We start from the raw sequence: 16,340 nt of genomic DNA, 5'->3' as shown, positions 1-16,340 counted from the left end.
GTTATCAAGGCTGGGAGGGCAACACCTTGAAAGGGGTGGCCCTCATAGGTTGCAGTCTGGGTGCCCAAGTCAATCAACGCGCAGCAGCGGGCAGGGAAGGTGCCAGCCTCGGGCGGGGTGTAGGTGCCGGTCGCACCCTCAGAAACGGTCAGTGCCATGTCATGGCCTTTCAAAATTGGTTGAACGGGTTGCGGCGGTTCGGTCGCAGTCGGTCTTGCTTCGGTCTGTGTCGGTCTTGGTGTTGGGGCTGGCGCAGGTGGTGGGCCTTGGGCACTGGGCAGCAGCCGCGCAAAGCCTGGGCAGTGCTGGTGCATGGCTTTGATACCTGCGGCCACCTCGGGGGCTCTGAGCCCGGCTGCTTTCCAGTTCATGCAGCGCTTGCGCTGCGCCAGGTGCTGGCAGTCAGGGCACACCACGCGGGCGTCAAAGGGGTCTTTTTCCGGTCGCCGGTTTTCGCCACCGTTTTTCTCCTCCCCCCTAAAGGGGGAGTGGAGAATTTCGGTTACGGAATTCACCGGAAACGGCGAAAACGGCGAATTTCGGTTATGGGTCATGCCAGCCATAGCCACCCCTCATGCAAGCCCAAGACCCCACGCGCCACCAGTCCGGTGATTGCCTCTCTGGTGCGTGTAGCGCGGCGGTCAGTAGGGCATGAAAGCTTTGCAGCGCCAGCAGATACAGCGGCTTCCAATGCGATGCACGGGCGCAGCGGTGGGGCACCCGGCTTGCCCACGCGGCCATCCTTGAACAAGGGGCGCAGGGCATCCAACACCAGGCGCTGATTGCCACCCTGGGGCAGCTTCACGGCGCGCACGTCCTGGGCTGCGGTGTCTCGCATGACCACGCAGGATGTGATTTCATCGCCGGTCGGCTCAGTGCCCAGCACCTCCACATACAGCTTGAACGGGTGCGCCTCTCCGTCCTGCCCGTCCTTGCTTTTTGCAACCCGCCATTCACGGCGGTCGCCATCGCGTGAAACTTCGATGGCGGCATCCATCGCGGCAAATAGCGAACTGTGCCCACGCAAGCCCCGTGCACTGTCCTTGCCCGTGTGGTGCACCAGCAGTACCAGGCCACGGGTCAGCATTTGCAGCAGCTTGGCGGCCTCCAATACCTCGCCCATGTCCTTGCTCGCGTTTTCGTCGGCAGTGGGTGCGGCGCGGTTCAAGGTGTCCACCACCACCACAGCACCAGCAGGCACCACGGCGGCCAGGTCTAGCACGTCCTGGGGGTCGGTCAGCTTGAACGGTTGCAGCATCATGCGCAGGCCATCGGGCAGCGCACGGCCCCGGCTCACCTCCCATGCCTGGGCGCGCAGCTTGAACCCGGCTTCACCTTCCAGCGCGGCATACACCACCGGCGCGGCTTCTACGCGGCAGTCAAACCAGGGCGAACCCTCGGCAATGGATGCGGCCAGGTCGAAGGCCAGGAACGATTTACCCGATGCGCTCGGGCCATACAGCGCGGCCAGCCCCACGGCAGGCAGCACACCACGCACGCGCCAGGCCAGCGGGGGCAGGTCGCGCAGTTGGGCGGCAGTCAGCAGCTTGTAACGCGGCTCGGGCCTGGGCGGCTCTTGCGCAGCCTCCAGCACCCCGGCCAATACGTCGTGCCCGTCACGCTGCGCAAGGTCGTTCGCGTCGAAGTTCTGCACCTCGCCCTGGGGCATGTAGGCCACGGCGCATTGCAGCGTCTGGGCAATTTCTGCGGCGCTTTCTTCCTTGCCCACATCAGGCACCAACACCAGCCGGGCGGCGGCGTCACGCTGGCGCTGGTCGGCAGCCACGCGGGCCACGTTGCCCCAGCCAAAGCACACCACGGCAGCATTGCCCGTCGCCCGCCAGCAGGCCCATGCTTGCCCGATGCCCTCGCACAGATACACGGGCGCACCGGGCACCACCTCGCCCACTGTGAACGACGCTCCGGCCATCGGTGCGCCGGGCAGGTTCAGCTTGCGGCCAGCGCCGGGCGGCGGTATCAGTTGCAGGCTTTGCAATGCGCCATCAGCAGCAAGCGCTGGCACCACCAAAGCCCCGGCCATGCGCTGCCCGGCAATGCGCAGGGGGTCACCAGCAGGCACCACGCGCAGGGCATCCAACGGCACCCCGGCGGCGGCCTTTGCCACGATGTAGCCATGTGCAGCGGTTGCAGCTTCGCAACGTATCCACACCTCGGCAGGGCTCATGCCTGGGGCGGGCTTGCGCGGGGGCTCTGCGGCCTTCCTGGGGGCTTGTGGCTGGCGTTGCTGGGGCTTGCCTTCGCCCATGCGCCACCCATGTTCAGCGGCCATGCGAAACAAGGTGCCAGCCCCCACACCCTTGCCCGGCTTGAAACTGCGCCACGTATCGCGGGCGTCGCGTTCGCTGTAGTTGCCAGCCCCGGCGCTCCAATCGTTGAACGTGCCGAAGTCAAGGCCAGCAGCTTGTGCAGCCATGCCAGCGCGCAACCATTCATCGTAGGGCAGGCCGGGCGGTATGGCTTGCAGCGCATCGCGGGCGCGGTCACTGTCGGCGGCCATCAAGCGCCACCCCCGTTCAGCGCCAGCGCCTGTGCCACGTAGCGGGCGGGCAGGTGATACAGAGCAATGATGCGGTGGGGTGCGTCGTCGGTGGGGCTGGGCACTTCAATGGTTTCCACCGGCCAGCCCAAGGTGCGCAGCGTGAACACCACGGCACCCAGTCGCCAGGATTGCGTGCTGTTCTCGAACTCGGGATGGTCAATCAGGCGGCCATCCATCAACATGCCCAGCGCACGGTCGGCAAGCGTGCCACGCTGCGGCCAGGTGGGCGCGAACGGCGCGGGCGGCAGAAAAGAAAGCTGTTCGCCAGCGGCCCCGGCGGGTTGCTGCGGCGACTTCATCGGCCAGCCCTCCACCAGCGCCAGCGCAGTGCCAGGTACAAAACGGCGGCCAGCATCAGGCCACCCCCAGCGCAGCGCGGATGCCAGCTACAGGCCAGCACAGGCGGCCATTGATGCGCACGGGGCGCAGGCCAGCGGGGAAGGTTTCAGCACAAGCCCAGCCGCGCAAAGTCTGGGGGCGGCGCAGCAGGTAATGGGCGGCCTGTTCGGTCGGCACCGTGGGGCGGTTGACCAGTTCCAGCGGTGGGAATTGCTGGGGCTCAGGTACAGTGCGGCGGGTGTCTGCGATATGTTCGGTGGGGCTGGTTTGCATCGCTTTGCATCCAAGAAAGTTGGGATGCAGCGATGATTTTTCGGGGGTGTATGTTTCCCCTAGCTCGCGAGTCTTAACGCGTGTTGGCGCGCCTTATCGCACTCTGCGGCGCTTTTTTCTTGATGCGGCGCAGGCGGTCGCGAAGGCTCCCAAGTTTGAAAAACTGCGGATTGTCCTCGGCATCGTTCCACTTGATGCCATCTTCGGTAACACCCACCAGGGGGCGTTTTCCAGCCTGCGCCATCTGCGAAAGCGCAGCCCAAACGGCGGGCGGGTCGAATGGGTCTTTGCACTCCCTTTGCGCGGCCTCAATCACTGGCACCAAAAGGTCACGACGTGCATTGCCCGGCGCACTGCTGGCACTCCCTGCCATGACGGGCGCGGGCGCTGCGGCTGTCTGGGCTGGCGCGGTTTCGGGCTGGGTGCGGACGCCTACGGCCTTGAACCAGGCGGCGACAAGGGGCGCGGGCTCTTTTCCCCGCGCGGCCAGCCAGGCAGCGAAAACGGGCGCGGTGATGTGATGGCGCGTCACGTCTTTGTATTTGGCAGGCTGGATGTAGCCGGTTACCAGTGTCCCGCCCAAGAAACTGCGGCTTTCCACTTGGGCGCCAGCAAAATCGCGCTCAGTCCATTCGCGAGAACCGTATCCAGGATTGACGGTGCGTCTAATCGGGGGCGTGGTCTGTACGCGCTCGGGCGTGGTCGTGTGCTCTATTGCGTCGGACTCCACCACCAGCCGCAAAAGCTCTTGCCAGGTTGCGGCCTCCTTGAACCAATCTTTGCGCTCTATCCCTTTGCGCCAGGTTTGCAGCACTGCCAATTTGTCATGTGCGAAGGACTGCGGCCAGCCGGTCGCAGCGTTGAATTTCAGCAGGCGCGCAGCCTCTATCAGTTCTAGGGTGTGTTCGGTCTTGGCTTCGGTCACTGCATCCCCCGATGCAAAACCCCGTATCAGGTGCCCCAGCAGGCCAGCGGGGGGACTGGCTTTTCGGCAGGATTGCTGCCCTGCCTAGCTGGGGCAAAAACGGTCAGGCGTGCGCGGCCTGGGGCTCGATACGCACCACGGCGCGGGCTCCTACGGCCTGGGCATAGCGCTGCACCGTGCGCATGGATGGCGTGCCCTTCCCACCTTCCAGTCGTGCAATCACGCTTTGCGTGGTGCCCATGCGCTGGGCTACGTCGCTTTGCGTCAGCCCGGCGCGGCTGCGGGCTGCAATCAGTTCGCGGGCCATGTCGAATTCAGCGGTTTGGCTTTCGTAGGCGGCCTGGGTTGCGGGGTCTGCCAGCAGTTCGCGCTTGATGTCTTTCAGGGTTTTCATGTTGCGGCCTCCAGGCGTTTGCGGGCGGTATCAATCGCGCTGCGGGGCGTGGTCTGGGTTTTCTTCACAAACACATGCAGCACCAGCAGGCGGCGGCCTTGGATGGCGGCATACACGGCGCGGGCGATACCGTCACGGCCTTGCATTCGCATCTCCCACAGCTTGCCCTCCAGTGGGCGGATATGCGGCAGTCCGACACGCTGCGGGCCAAAGTCTTGCAGCAGTTCGGCAATGTGCACAAACCGGGCTTGCATGTCGGCGGGAAGGGCTTTCAGTTCAGGCTCTGCCTGCGGGTGCAATGTCACTGTCCAAGTGTTCATAGTATAGCTATTTTGCTATTTTCCGGCCACCACACGCAGCGCACCGGGCGCGGCCTGGGCATCAAACTGCACACCGGCCTGTTCCAGAATCCAGGCTTCGATGCGCTCATGGTGTACGCGCAGCAGGTCAAGCGGGCGCACGCGGTAGTGCTTTTCCGCTGTGGCGCTCGGCTTGTGGCCTTGAATCTGCGCCACCACGCCAGCAGGCACCTCCAGCCACTCCGACAAGGTGCCAAAACTGCGGCGCAGGCCATGCAGGGTCAGGGCATCAATGGCGGCCACCTTGCACGCTTTGTCGTGTGCATGGTTGGGCTCAGTCAGTGGCGTGTTCTCGTTGCGGCTACTGGCAAACACAAACTCATTGCGGCGGGGCAGGGTGGCCAGCAGGTGGTGAACGTAGGGCGTCAGGGGAATAACGCGCTCGCCTTCCACCTTGTCCCGGATGGTCAGGCCTCGCCATTGGGTGTTCAAGTCGTCCCAGCGCATCGCCAGCACCTCGCCAGGGCGTGCGCCAGTCAGGAGCAGCGTTTGCAGGTAGGCGGCCACGGCCGGATTGCCAATACTGCGCACGGCTGTAAACCATGCGGCCAATTGTTCTTTCAGCAATGAATCGTCCTTCGCTTTCGCTTTGCCCAGTGCCTCGCGTGCCTTCTTTGTTTTGGCAGGGTTCACGCTGGGCAGCACTGGCGCATATTCCGGCTGTTCTGCGCACCAGCCTAAACAGTCGCCATGCCAGCCGGGCGGCAGTGGGGCGGGTCTGCGCTTCCCGTGCTGCCCATGCCTCGATAACGGGTGCCGTCAGGTCACGCAACGCCAGCCCCAGCAGCGGGTGCAATGGCCCGGCAATGGTCACACCACGGCCACGGGTGCCACGCTTGGAAGTCTCGCCACCGGCTCGGGTCAGGCGCTCATGGTCTTTGCGGTGAAGGTCGCCCCAGTGCGGGGTGCGTTCGGCCAGGTAGGCGGCCCATGCCTCGCCCACGGTCACAGCGGCCACTTTGTCGGCTTGCTCCTGCTCCTGTTCTTGTTGGCGCTTGGCTTCCACGGCGGCGATGGCTTCGCGCTTCAAGTCGCGGGGGTCTTTGCCTTCATCAATCAGGCGTTGCAGTTCGCGTGCCTTGCCTTGCGCGTCTGGAATGCTCCAAGCGGCAGGGCTCCCGATGGTCAGGCGAATGTCTTTGCCTTGGTACTTGCTCTGGAACACGTAGGCGGGTTTTCCGGCTGGCGTTGCTCGCAGCCCCAGCCCCGGCGCGGTCGCATCCCACATGAAAGCCTGTTTCTTGTCAGGCGGACACTTGAACCCTGAAACCCGGCCAGCGGTGAATGCAGTCTTTGCCATGTGGTGTCCCTTGTGCGCTTACATCGGCCAGGATGTAAGGGCGGATGTAAGCGATTTTGCTAGAAATTGCTGAATTTCAATCAACGCTCAGGCTGTTCACTTGCCCAGTGTTGTGCGCCTAAGTTGTTGATTTATATTGATTATATCAGCATCAATCAACACTGTGAAATATGGCATTGACGGGACTCATAATCCTTTGGTCGTTGGTTCAAGTCCAACACGCCCTACCAATGATTGTCTGCACGATCATGGCCTGCCCTCACGCATTCTTCACGAGAATTTCATGAATCTGGGTCAAGGGGCGTTCCGGGTGCATTACAATTGCACCCATGATTTGGATAGGTAGGTGATGATGCAGGTAATGCAATCACTTATCAGAAGTGGTTTGATTTTTAGATTGCTCTAAATTTCATGCTATAATTCAAAGCTTAGCGGCTGTAGCTCAGCTGGATAGAGTACTTGGCTACGAACCAAGGGGTCGTGGGTTCGATTCCTGCCAGCCGCACCAATGTTGAAAGCCTGCAACTGAAAAGTTGCAGGCTTTTTCATTTGTGAATTGCTTTTCAGCTTTCATGCAAGATATAGCCATGAGCAAAGCCTTTACCAAGGAAATGGATGTCGAGGATGATGACGAGCTGGCATCGCCTGCGCTTCCGGTCGGTGGAAAAAACTACATTACCCCCCAAGGCTACGCTCGATTGCGGTCAGAGCTCCTCGATTTGATTGACTCCGAGCGTCCCAAGATCGTGGACATCGTTCATTGGGCTGCCAGCAATGGAGACCGATCGGAGAACGGGGACTATCTCTATGGCAAGAAGCGTTTGCGCGAAATTGACCGGCGCATCAGGTTTCTAACCAAGCGATTGGAGATCGCAGAGATCGCCGATCCGGCCATCCACCATGGAAGTGATCAGGTGTTTTTTGGCGCGACCGTCACTTACCTGGAAGATGACAGCGTGGAGCGAACGATCACCATACTCGGAATTGACGAGACAGAAAGCAACCAGGGCCAAGTGAGTTGGATGGCACCGGTCGCGCGCGCGCTCCTGAAGTCCAGGGTTGGGGATGAAATTACATTGGCCGCCCCGGGGGGCGTGCATCGGCTGGAGGTGATGGCTGTTTGCTATCCCGGTAAACCAGCGCAAGAGACCGGGAACTGACGGTGATACTGCCCATCGTTCTGGTTCAGGCCTGGGGAATGATTCGAGACGCTCGAATCACAGCTTGAGTGCGTCGTAGGCCGCGCAATGCTGTTTCAAGGTGAGCTTGGTCTCGCACTGCCACCACGAAGCGCAGGTCTGTGGTATCGAGTGCCACCTCATCGTCCATGTCCACATGGGTGATATCGGCTTCCGAGTTGGCCAGTTCTGCGGCCACGCGCGCCAGCACGCCTTTTCCGTTGCTTACGGTAACCACTACCCCGGTCTCGAACATGCGCGAGGGCTCGTCCGACCAGTCCACGGCAATGAAGCGCTCGCTGTCTTTGTGCTGTAGCCGCTTGGCCACGCTGCAATGTGCATTGTGAACCACCAAACCTTCTCCACGGCCCAGATATCCAACAATGCTGTCGCCCGGTACGGGGCGGCAGCAGTGTGCATATTGGACTGAGGCGTTTTCGCTTCCGTCGAGTGTCACTGCGCCCTGGGACAGTGATTCGTGGGATGTATAGCGCTCTCGGGTCATGAGCAGCGCATCGGGCCGGTGCCCATGCTCGGACATCAGCACCATGAGGCGCTTGGCCACAATGCTGGCGATGCGCTTGCCCAGGCCCAGGTCTGTCATCAGTTCGCTGCGCGTGCGGTTTCCTGTGAAGCGCAGCAGCTTGTCCCACAGGGGCTGGGTTTCGGCGTCCATGGGCGGGAGGCTGACCAGACCCTCTGCACGCAGCGCCTGTGTCAGCAGCTTTTCGCCCAGTCCTTCCGACTCTGTCTGTGCCAGTGTTTTGAGATAGTGGCGAATCTTGGAGCGTGCACGGCCCGTGCGTACAAATCCCAGCCATGCCGGATTGGGTGTGGAGACAGGGGCGGTGATGATTTCCACCACGTCGCCGTTTTTCAGCTCGGTGCGCAGAGGCACCAGTTCATTGTTGATCTTGCCTGCTGTGGTGCGGTCACCCACGTTGCTATGGATGGCATAGGCGAAATCGACCACGGTAGCACCGCGTGGCATGGCCATGATCTGGCTTTTTGGTGTGAAGACATATACCGCGTCCGGGAACAGGTCGACCTTGACATGGTCCCAGAATTCAGCGGCGTCCCGGGTTTCGTTCTGGATGTCCAGCAGGGACTGCAGCCATTTGGTGCCTAGGCGCTCGGCCGAGTTGCCTTCACTGTCTTGCGCTTTGTAGAGCCAGTGGGCTGCAACGCCTGCTTCGGCAATCACATGCATTTCGTCGGTACGCATCTGAAATTCGATGTTCACGCCCGAGGGACCGACCAAAGTGGTGTGCAGGGATTGGTAGCCATTGAGCTTGGGGATGGCAATGTGGTCTTTGAACTTCCCGGGTACCGGCTTGTACATCTGGTGCAGGATGCCGAGGGCCGTATAGCAGTCCGTGATGCTGGGAACAATCACCCGAAAGCCATAGATATCGGTGACCTGCGCAAAGCTCAGGTGTTTGATGTCCATCTTCTGGTAGATGGCGTACAGCGTTTTTTCGCGTCCGGCAAGGCGCACCGGCATGCCAATGCGCGAGAACGCCGCATCTACTTCTGCCTGCACCTTCTGCACCAGATCACGGCGCCGGTTGCGCGACTTGTTGATGGCCTTGGAGAGCGTGTGGTAGCGCCACGGATGCAAATGCCGGAAGGAGAGATCCTGCAGTTCGCGATACGTCTGGTTCAAGCCTAGGCGGTGGGCGATCGGTGCGTAAATCTCCAGCGTTTCAGAAGAAATCCGGCCCCATTTGCTGCGCGGCATGTCCGACAGCGTGCGCATGTTGTGCGTGCGATCTGCCAGCTTGATGAGAATCACACGAACGTCGCGCGCCATCGCCAGCAGCATCTTGCGAAAAGACTCGGCCTGGTTTTCCTCGCGCGTATTGAACTGAAGCTTGTCGAGCTTGGTGAGCCCGTCCACGAGCTCGGCCACCGGGGCACCAAAGCGGTCGATCAGGTCGGCCTTGGTCACGCCGCAGTCTTCCATGGCGTCGTGCAGCAGTGCTGCCATCAATGCCTGGGCGTCCAGTTTCCAGCTGGCACACAGCGCAGCGACCGCAATCGGGTGGGTGATGTAGGGCTCACCGCTGTTGCGCAGCTGACCTAGATGCGCCTCGTCGGCGAAGCGGTAGGCCTGCCGTACCAGTTCAATGCTGGCTGGATCCAGGTAATCGAGGCTGTCTGTCAGCGCGGCAAAGCTGGCCGCCGCTGCATTGGCGGCTGCCGCTGACGCACTGACCGTACCCGAAGCGGGGCTGTCACCGGGTCGAATCTGCGTCGCAGAATAGGAATTAAGCACCGCGTTCATAGCCTAAATGTAGCGCGGTCGTGCGCGAGAAGCCCAAGGCGCAAAAAAAAGCACCGCTGTGCGGTGCCATTTGTCCAAGGTGCCAGTCGAAAAGATCAACCGGGAACCTTCTTGAGCATCTCCAGGCCAACCTTGCCTTCGGCGATTTCGCGCAGGGCGGTTACGGCAGGCTTATTGCGGCTCTCGATGCGCGGGGCATGGCCCTGGCTCAGCATGCGGGCGCGGTAGGTGGCGGCCAGCACGAGTTGGAATCGGTTAGGAATCTTTTCCAGGCAATCTTCTACGGTGATGCGTGCCATCGGGTTTCTCCGGGAATCAGGTGATATTGAGCGACTGGAAGGTGTCAGCACGGGCGCGGCGCTGGGCGGCGTACTTGAGTCGCTGGGCGTGAACTACGGCTTTCAGGTCGAAAAGCGCGCGCTCAAACAACTCGTTGATTATAACGAAGTCGAATTTGCCCACCTGGGCCATCTCGATGGCGGCGTTCTTGAGGCGGACTTCGATGACATCCGCCGAGTCTTCGCCTCGGCGCTCCAGGCGCGAGCGCAGTTCTTCCCAGCTGGGGGGCAGGATGAAGACGAGGATGGCGTTGGCAAAGGCTTTCTTGATCTGGAGTGCCCCCTGGAAATCGATTTCCAGGATCACGTCCGATCCCTGCGCGATGCGTTCTTCGATGGCCTTTTTGGACGTGCCGTAGCGGTTGCCATGCACGATGGCCCATTCCACGAAGGTATTGCCTTGCACCATGGCGTCGAATTCCGGCTCTGACACGAAAAAATATTCGCGACCATGCTTTTCCTGGCCACGCGGCGCGCGCGTTGTGTGCGAGATGGATGGGTGAACGTGGGAGTCGAGTTCGAGAAGTGCCTTGACCAGGCTGGATTTGCCAGCGCCACTGGGGGCGGCCACTACAAAGAGATTTCCAGGGTAATCCATGGGTGATGTTCGCTGGGTGCTATCAAAAAATGAGTGTTACTCGATATTTTGTACTTGCTCACGCATCTGCTCGATCAACACCTTCATGTCGACGCTGATGCGCGTGAGGTCCAGGGCCGCCGATTTGGAGCCCAGTGTGTTGGCTTCGCGGTGCAGTTCCTGGATCAGGAAATCGAGACGTTTGCCCACTTCGCCGCCTTTTTGGAGCAAGCGCTCGATCTCGTCCAGGTGCGAGTTCAGGCGGGTGATTTCTTCTGCCACATCGATGCGGATGGCAAAGGCCGTTGCCTCGGTGAGTGCGCGGTCGCGTGCGGCCTCTGGCAGGGTGGAGCCGTCGGTCAGGGCCATGGCCTCTTTCCAGCGCTCCATGAAGCGCTGGCGTTGCTGTTCAACCAGCAAGGGCACCATGGGGCCCGCCTGTTGCGCCAGGCTGCGCAGCTGACCGAGCCGGTCGTGCAGCATGGCGGCCAGACGCTCGCCTTCGCGGGCACGCGCCGCCATCAACTGTGCGAGCGCCTGCTCTGCCAGGGGCGGTACGGCATCGCTCCAGTCCTCGGGGCCGGCGCTGGCGTTGGCGCACAGGCGCAGCGCATCGGCGACCGTGAGGGGGGCGGCCTGGGGCAGCCAGGCTTTCACGGCGTCCTGCAGCGAATTGATGCGTTGCAGCAGGCGGGGCGCCGGATCCTGGAGGCTGTTGCCGTCGTCGTTTTCGAGCGCGGCACGCACTTCGACCTTGCCGCGCTTGAGTTGCGAGGTCAGCAGGCTGCGCAAGACGGGTTCGAGGGCGCGCAGCTCGTCGGGAAGGCGGAACGATAGATCCAGAAAGCGGCTGTTGACCGAGCGGATTTCGAGCCCCAGCCGGCGGGCGGCAGGGGGGCGGGTGTCGGTGTCAGCGCCAGTGGCAGAGGCGCCGTGCTGTGCGCTGGCGTATCCGGTCATGCTGTAAACTGGCATTGGACTTTTTTGATGGTTGCTTGCGATCCGGTGATTATCCGGGTTCCGCTCTACACCCGGGTCATCTTCGCAAAATATGTCAAAAATCAAGCCGGCGCCATTGCCGCCCGATACCGTTATTGGGGGCTACCGTGTGGTGCGCCGATTGTCTTCCGGCGGGTTTGGTGTGGTCTATCTGGCGCTTGACGCCGAGGGCCAGCAGATCGCCATCAAGGAATATCTGCCCACTTCCCTGGCCACCCGGGCCCCGGGGGAGTTGTTGCCCAAGGTTCCACCCGAAAAGCTGTCGCTGTACCGCTTGGGGCTCAAGAGCTTTTTTGAGGAAGGCCGTTCGCTGGCGCAGATCTCGCACGCCTCGGTGGTGAGCGTGCTCAATTTTTTCCGCGAGAACGAAACCGTCTACATGGTGATGAACTACCTGGAGGGCGCCACCCTGCAGGACTTCATCATCACGGCGCGCGACCTGAAGGCGCAAAAGGTGTTTCGCGAATCCACCATCCGCTCGCTGTTTGACGAGGTGCTGCGCGGTCTGCGCATCGTGCACCAGCACAAGATGCTGCATCTCGATATCAAGCCGGCCAACATCTTCATCACCGACGACAACAAGGCCGTGATGATCGATTTTGGCGCGGCGCGTGAGGTGCTGTCCAAAGAGGGCAACTTCATCCGCCCCATGTACACCCCCGGCTTTGCCGCGCCCGAGATGTACCGGCGCGATTCGTCCATGGGCCCGTGGACCGATATTTATGCCATTGGCGCCTGCATCTACGCCTGCATGCAGGGCTTTCCGCCCAACGAGGCGCCCCAGCGCATCGAGAAAGACCGCCTGTCGCTGGCGCTGACCAAGCTGCGCGGCGTGTACTCGGACAACCTCATCGAGGTGGTGGAGTGGTGCATGGCGCTTGATCCGCTGTCGCGCCCGCAGTCGGTGTTTGCGCTGCAAAAAGAGCTCAGCCGCGAGGGCGAGCGCCGCTACACCAAGCTGTCGGTGGCCGAGAAGATGCGGCTGCAGCTTGACACCCTGGTGTCCGACACCAAGAAAAATGTGCAAAAAATGGGTGAAGCCACGGGCATCGGGGCCAAGCCCAAATGAGCACGACTTGCGCAAAGCGGGTTCTGGCGAGCGGCATGGTCATTTCCGATGCCTTGGCGCATCCTTGTTTGCGTGAGTCCCTATGAAGTTTTCGGTATTCCAGATCAGCCGCCGCGGCGGGCGCGAGAAAAACGAAGACCGCATGGGTTACTGCTACACGCGCGAATCGGGGTTGTTTGTGCTGGCGGACGGCATGGGCGGGCACCCTGAGGGCGAAGTGGCCGCGCAGATCGCGCTGCAAACCATCTCGGCCCTGTTCCAGCGCCAGGCCAAGCCGCAGCTCGAAAATGTGCAGGAGTTCCTGTCGTCGGCCCTGCTGGCGGCCCACCACCAGATCCTGCGCTATGCCTCGGGCAAAGGCATGCTTGACACGCCGCGCACCACGCTGGTGGCTGTCGTGGTGCAGGCGGGCGCTGCGTCGTGGATCCACTGCGGCGACTCGCGCCTGTATATGGTGCGTGGTGGCGAGCTGCTGACCCGCACGCGCGACCATTCCTACCTTGAACTGCGCAATGCGCCGCCGCTCGGGCTGGACCGCATCAACCGCAACGTGCTGTTCACCTGCCTGGGCTCGCCCACAAAACCCATTTACGACAGCACCGGGCCCGTGCACCTGGAGCAGGGCGATCGCATTTTGCTGTGCTCGGACGGCCTGTGGGGCGCGCTCAGCGATGAAGAAATTGCCTCTCAGCTGGGCCGGCAGACGGTGTCGAACGTGGTGCCTGATCTGGTGGAGGCCGCCTTGCGCAAGGCAGGCGATGGCAGCGACAACGTCACGGTGGTGGCGCTCGAATGGGAAACCCCCGACGCCTTCGAGTCCACGCAAGGGGTTTCGACCGACAGCATCAGCGACGATGTTTTTGCCTCGACCATCCAGGCGGGGCCCCTGGATGGGCTGGTGGACGATCTGGATGACGAGGCCATCGAGCGTTCGATTGCCGAGATCAACGAAGCCATCCGCCGCTCGGCTGCGCGCAAGGCCTGACCCCCCGCGCCCGCGCCGACCAAGCCCGTGCGTCTGACCGCGCCCCGGTCCCCGGCTTTGGGAACCACCTGCTGCCCACCGGGTCCATTGCCTTCTTACCTTTGATCCACATGACCTCCTTTACCCGAACGGGCGGCCGCGCCGCCGACCAGCTGCGCCCCGTGCGCATCACCCGCCACTACACCATGCACGCCGAGGGCTCGGTGCTGATCGAGTTTGGCAATACCAAGGTGCTGTGCACCGCGTCGGTCGAGGAAAAAGTGCCCCCGCACCAGCGCGGCACCGGCGAGGGCTGGGTTACCGCCGAATACGGCATGCTGCCCCGCGCCACGCACCGGCGCAGCGACCGCGAGGCGGCCAAGGGCAAGCAAAGCGGCCGCACCCAAGAGATACAGCGCCTCATCGGCCGATCGCTGCGGGCGGTGTTTGACCTCCAGCTGCTGGGCGAGCGCACGATCCAGCTCGACTGCGATGTGATCCAGGCCGACGGGGGCACGCGCACCGCCGCCATCACCGGTGCCTGGGTGGCGGCGCAGGATGCGGTGGGCCAGCTGCTGGCCAGCGGCAAGATCACCGCGACACCCATCCTGGGGCCGGTGGCCGCCATTTCGGTGGGCATCGTGCAGGGCACGCCGCTGCTGGATCTGGAATATGTGGAAGACGTGGGCTGCGACACCGACATGAATGTGGTCATGACGGGCGCCGGCCATTTTGTGGAAGTGCAGGGCACGGCAGAGGGCGTGGCCTTCACCCGCGCCGAGATGGACCAGCTGCTGGCGCTGGCCGACAAGGGCATCGCCGAGCTGGTGCGCCTGCAGCAACATTCACTATTAAAATAATAGCTGCTTGCGCTTTATACATAAGCGCTACAAGCCAATTTGACTATGAAACTGGTTCTCGCATCCAACAACCGCGGCAAACTCGCCGAACTGCAGTCCATGCTCGCGCCCCTGGGCATCGAGCTGGTGCGCCAGGCCGACCTGGGCGTGGGCGAGGCCGAAGAGCCGCACCGCACCTTCGTCGAAAACGCCCTGGCCAAGGCGCGTTTTGCCGCGCAGCACACGGGCCTGCCCGCGCTGGCCGACGACGCCGGCCTGTGCGTGGACGCTTTTGGCGGCCTGCCGGGCGTGGACACGGCCTACTACGCCACCCAGTTCGGCTACGAAAAAGGCGATGACACCAACGTGCGCGCCTTGCTGGAGCAAATGCAGGGCCAGGACAACCGCCGTGCCGCCATGGTCAGCACCCTGGTCGCCGTGCGCAGCCCGCAAGACCCCGAGCCCCTGATTGCCGTGGGCCGCGTGGTGGGCGAAATCACCCGCGCGCCGCGCGGCAGCAATGGCTTTGGCTTCGACCCCGTGATGTTCATCCCCGAATTCGGCCAGACCTTTGCCGAGTTGCCCCCCGACGTCAAGAACGCCCACAGCCACCGCGGACGCGCGGCGCAGCAGATGCTGGCGCTGATGCGCGAGCGCTGGTTCTGAATTCACCATGGCAGTTTCCATCCCCATCATTCCTGCTGCCGAGGCTGCACCCGCACCGCAGCGCGACATCCAGCACTACATGCGCCCGGGGCTGCTGCAGCTCACCAGCCTGCCGCCCCTGGCGCTGTATGTGCACCTGCCCTGGTGCCTGAAAAAATGCCCGTATTGCGACTTCAACTCGCATGAATGGCGTGACGCTGGCGGCGCCGGTGGCTTGCCCGAAGCCCGCTACCTCGATGCCCTGGTGGCCGACCTGGAGGCGGCGCTGCCCCTGGTGTGGGGCCGCAGCGTGCACAGCATCTTCATCGGCGGCGGCACGCCCAGCCTGTTTTCGCCGCAGTCCATCGATCGGTTGATTGGCGACATCCGCGCGCGCCTGCCGCTGGCCGCCGATTGCGAGATCACGCTGGAGGCCAACCCCGGCACCTTTGAGAAAGACCGCTTCCGCGCCTTCCGCGCGGCCGGTGTCACGCGGCTGTCGGTGGGCGTGCAAAGTTTCAATGACCGGCACTTGCAGGCGCTGGGCCGGGTGCACGACCGCGCGCAGGCGCTGGCCGCTGTGCAGGAGGCGGCCAGCGCCTTCGACACCTTCAACCTGGACATCATGTACGCGCTGCCCGGCCAGACGCTGCCAGAGCTGGAGCAGGACATGGCCACGGCGCTGGCACTGGCGCCGCCCCACATCTCCATCTACCACCTCACCATCGAGCCCAACACCTATTTCGCCAAGTTTCCGCCCGCCATCCCGCCGGACGACGATGCCTACGCCATGCTCGACCGCATCACCGAGATGACGGCGCAGGCGGGGCTGGCGCGCTATGAAATATCGGCCTACGCCCGGCCGGGCCATGCGTGTTTTCACAACACCAACTACTGGCAGTTTGGCGACTACCTGGGGCTGGGCGCGGGCGCGCACAGCAAACTCAGTTTTGCCCACCGCGTGGTGCGCCAGACGCGGTTTCGCGACCCCCGCCTGTACATGGACAACGCGCTGGCGGGCCACGCCGTGGCGCAAGATGAAGACGTGCGCCGCGCCGACCTGCCGTTCGAATTCATGCTCAATGCGCTGCGCCTGCGCGAGGGTTTTGCGCTGCAGGATTTTGTCGAGCGCACGGGCCTGCCGTTGACCGCCATTGCCAAGGCGCTGGACGAGGCCGAGCGCAAGGGCCTGATCACCCGCGACATGGCCCATGTGCGCCCGACCGAGCGCGGGTTCGACTTTTTGAACGATCTGCAGGCGCTGTTTCTGGCCGACTGACAGCGCGGCGCCCAC

16 protein-coding genes, 1 tRNA gene and 2 pseudogenes are annotated in these 16,340 nt (G+C 62.7%); 7 read left to right on the top strand and 12 right to left on the bottom strand.

The window, feature by feature from the left end; translation table 11 throughout:
• The 8 genes and pseudogenes from J8G26_RS07655 to J8G26_RS07620 form a co-directional block, all read right to left on the bottom strand.
• Positions 1–563, bottom strand: a pseudogene (locus J8G26_RS07655) (hypothetical protein); the annotation flags it as partial.
• The gene (locus J8G26_RS07650) at positions 551–2,518 is read right to left on the bottom strand and encodes an AAA family ATPase (protein ID WP_246881274.1); all 1,968 of its coding nucleotides are present in this window, start codon (positions 2,516–2,518) and stop codon (positions 551–553) included. The pseudogene J8G26_RS07655 and the gene J8G26_RS07650, both read right to left, overlap by 13 nt.
• Positions 2,518–2,859: a hypothetical protein gene (locus tag J8G26_RS07645; RefSeq protein WP_210568474.1), complete on the bottom strand. Its 342-nt coding sequence runs from the start codon at positions 2,857–2,859 to the stop codon at positions 2,518–2,520. Before J8G26_RS07645 ends, J8G26_RS07650 begins: the two co-directional genes overlap by 1 nt.
• Before the next feature lie 55 nt (positions 2,860–2,914).
• Positions 2,915–3,172, bottom strand: a complete 258-nt coding sequence (locus tag J8G26_RS07640) for a hypothetical protein (RefSeq protein ID WP_210568473.1) — start codon at positions 3,170–3,172, stop codon at positions 2,915–2,917.
• A gap of 73 nt (positions 3,173–3,245) precedes the next feature.
• Positions 3,246–4,097 carry a hypothetical protein gene (locus tag J8G26_RS07635; protein ID WP_210568472.1) on the bottom strand — a complete coding sequence of 284 codons (852 nt, stop codon included), beginning with the start codon at positions 4,095–4,097 and terminating at the stop codon, positions 3,246–3,248.
• 103 nt (positions 4,098–4,200) lie between these two features.
• The gene (locus J8G26_RS07630; RefSeq protein ID WP_210568471.1) at positions 4,201–4,491 is read right to left on the bottom strand and encodes a helix-turn-helix transcriptional regulator; all 291 of its coding nucleotides are present in this window, start codon (positions 4,489–4,491) and stop codon (positions 4,201–4,203) included.
• Positions 4,488–4,811, bottom strand: a complete 324-nt coding sequence (locus J8G26_RS07625; protein WP_210568470.1) for a type II toxin-antitoxin system RelE/ParE family toxin — start codon at positions 4,809–4,811, stop codon at positions 4,488–4,490. The genes J8G26_RS07630 and J8G26_RS07625 overlap by 4 nt, the downstream gene beginning before the upstream one ends.
• Positions 4,812–4,826: 15 nt before the next feature.
• Positions 4,827–6,150, bottom strand: a pseudogene (locus tag J8G26_RS07620) (integrase family protein).
• A 431-nt stretch (positions 6,151–6,581) separates the two neighbouring features.
• On the opposite strand from J8G26_RS07620, the gene J8G26_RS07615 reads away from it, so the two are divergent.
• Together J8G26_RS07615 and greB are read left to right on the top strand one after the other, a co-directional pair.
• Positions 6,582–6,658: transfer RNA gene (locus J8G26_RS07615), tRNA-Arg, on the top strand.
• A 79-nt stretch (positions 6,659–6,737) separates the two neighbouring features.
• Positions 6,738–7,310, top strand: coding sequence for a transcription elongation factor GreB (gene greB / locus J8G26_RS07610; RefSeq protein ID WP_210568469.1), 573 nt, complete (start codon positions 6,738–6,740; stop codon positions 7,308–7,310).
• 25 nt (positions 7,311–7,335) lie between these two features.
• On the opposite strand, the gene J8G26_RS07605 is transcribed toward greB, so the two are convergent.
• From J8G26_RS07605 to J8G26_RS07590, 4 genes are all read right to left on the bottom strand, one after another.
• A complete protein-coding gene (locus J8G26_RS07605) occupies positions 7,336–9,615 on the bottom strand; it encodes a bifunctional (p)ppGpp synthetase/guanosine-3',5'-bis(diphosphate) 3'-pyrophosphohydrolase (protein WP_087744054.1) in 2,280 nt (759 codons plus the stop codon).
• A gap of 95 nt (positions 9,616–9,710) precedes the next feature.
• Positions 9,711–9,914 carry a DNA-directed RNA polymerase subunit omega gene (rpoZ, locus tag J8G26_RS07600; protein WP_005794722.1) on the bottom strand — a complete coding sequence of 68 codons (204 nt, stop codon included), beginning with the start codon at positions 9,912–9,914 and terminating at the stop codon, positions 9,711–9,713.
• Between the two features lie 16 nt (positions 9,915–9,930).
• Positions 9,931–10,551: a guanylate kinase gene (gene gmk / locus J8G26_RS07595; protein WP_087744056.1), complete on the bottom strand. Its 621-nt coding sequence runs from the start codon at positions 10,549–10,551 to the stop codon at positions 9,931–9,933.
• A gap of 36 nt (positions 10,552–10,587) precedes the next feature.
• On the bottom strand, positions 10,588–11,505 hold the full coding sequence (locus tag J8G26_RS07590; protein WP_210568468.1) for a YicC/YloC family endoribonuclease: 918 nt from the start codon (positions 11,503–11,505) through the stop codon (positions 10,588–10,590).
• 76 nt (positions 11,506–11,581) lie between these two features.
• On the opposite strand from J8G26_RS07590, the gene J8G26_RS07585 reads away from it, so the two are divergent.
• The 5 genes from J8G26_RS07585 (at position 11,582) to hemW (ending at position 16,325) form a co-directional block, all read left to right on the top strand.
• Complete coding sequence (locus J8G26_RS07585; RefSeq protein WP_210568467.1) at positions 11,582–12,598, top strand: serine/threonine-protein kinase; 1,017 nt, start codon at positions 11,582–11,584, stop codon at positions 12,596–12,598.
• Between the two features lie 82 nt (positions 12,599–12,680).
• Complete coding sequence (locus tag J8G26_RS07580) at positions 12,681–13,583, top strand: PP2C family serine/threonine-protein phosphatase (RefSeq protein WP_210568466.1); 903 nt, start codon at positions 12,681–12,683, stop codon at positions 13,581–13,583.
• A 110-nt stretch (positions 13,584–13,693) separates the two neighbouring features.
• Positions 13,694–14,422: a ribonuclease PH gene (gene rph, locus J8G26_RS07575; protein ID WP_210568465.1), complete on the top strand. Its 729-nt coding sequence runs from the start codon at positions 13,694–13,696 to the stop codon at positions 14,420–14,422.
• Between the two features lie 45 nt (positions 14,423–14,467).
• Positions 14,468–15,067: an RdgB/HAM1 family non-canonical purine NTP pyrophosphatase gene (gene rdgB / locus J8G26_RS07570; protein WP_210568464.1), complete on the top strand. Its 600-nt coding sequence runs from the start codon at positions 14,468–14,470 to the stop codon at positions 15,065–15,067.
• Positions 15,068–15,074: 7 nt separating this feature from the next.
• Complete coding sequence (hemW, locus tag J8G26_RS07565; RefSeq protein WP_087744067.1) at positions 15,075–16,325, top strand: radical SAM family heme chaperone HemW; 1,251 nt, start codon at positions 15,075–15,077, stop codon at positions 16,323–16,325.
• Positions 16,326–16,340 lie beyond the last annotated feature (15 nt).

Origin of the sequence: Acidovorax sp. JG5 (genome assembly GCF_017939685.1) — a bacterium.
Taxonomy (GTDB): Bacteria; Pseudomonadota; Gammaproteobacteria; order Burkholderiales; family Burkholderiaceae_C; genus Acidovorax.
This window is presented reverse-complemented; position numbering and strand designations above follow the sequence as displayed.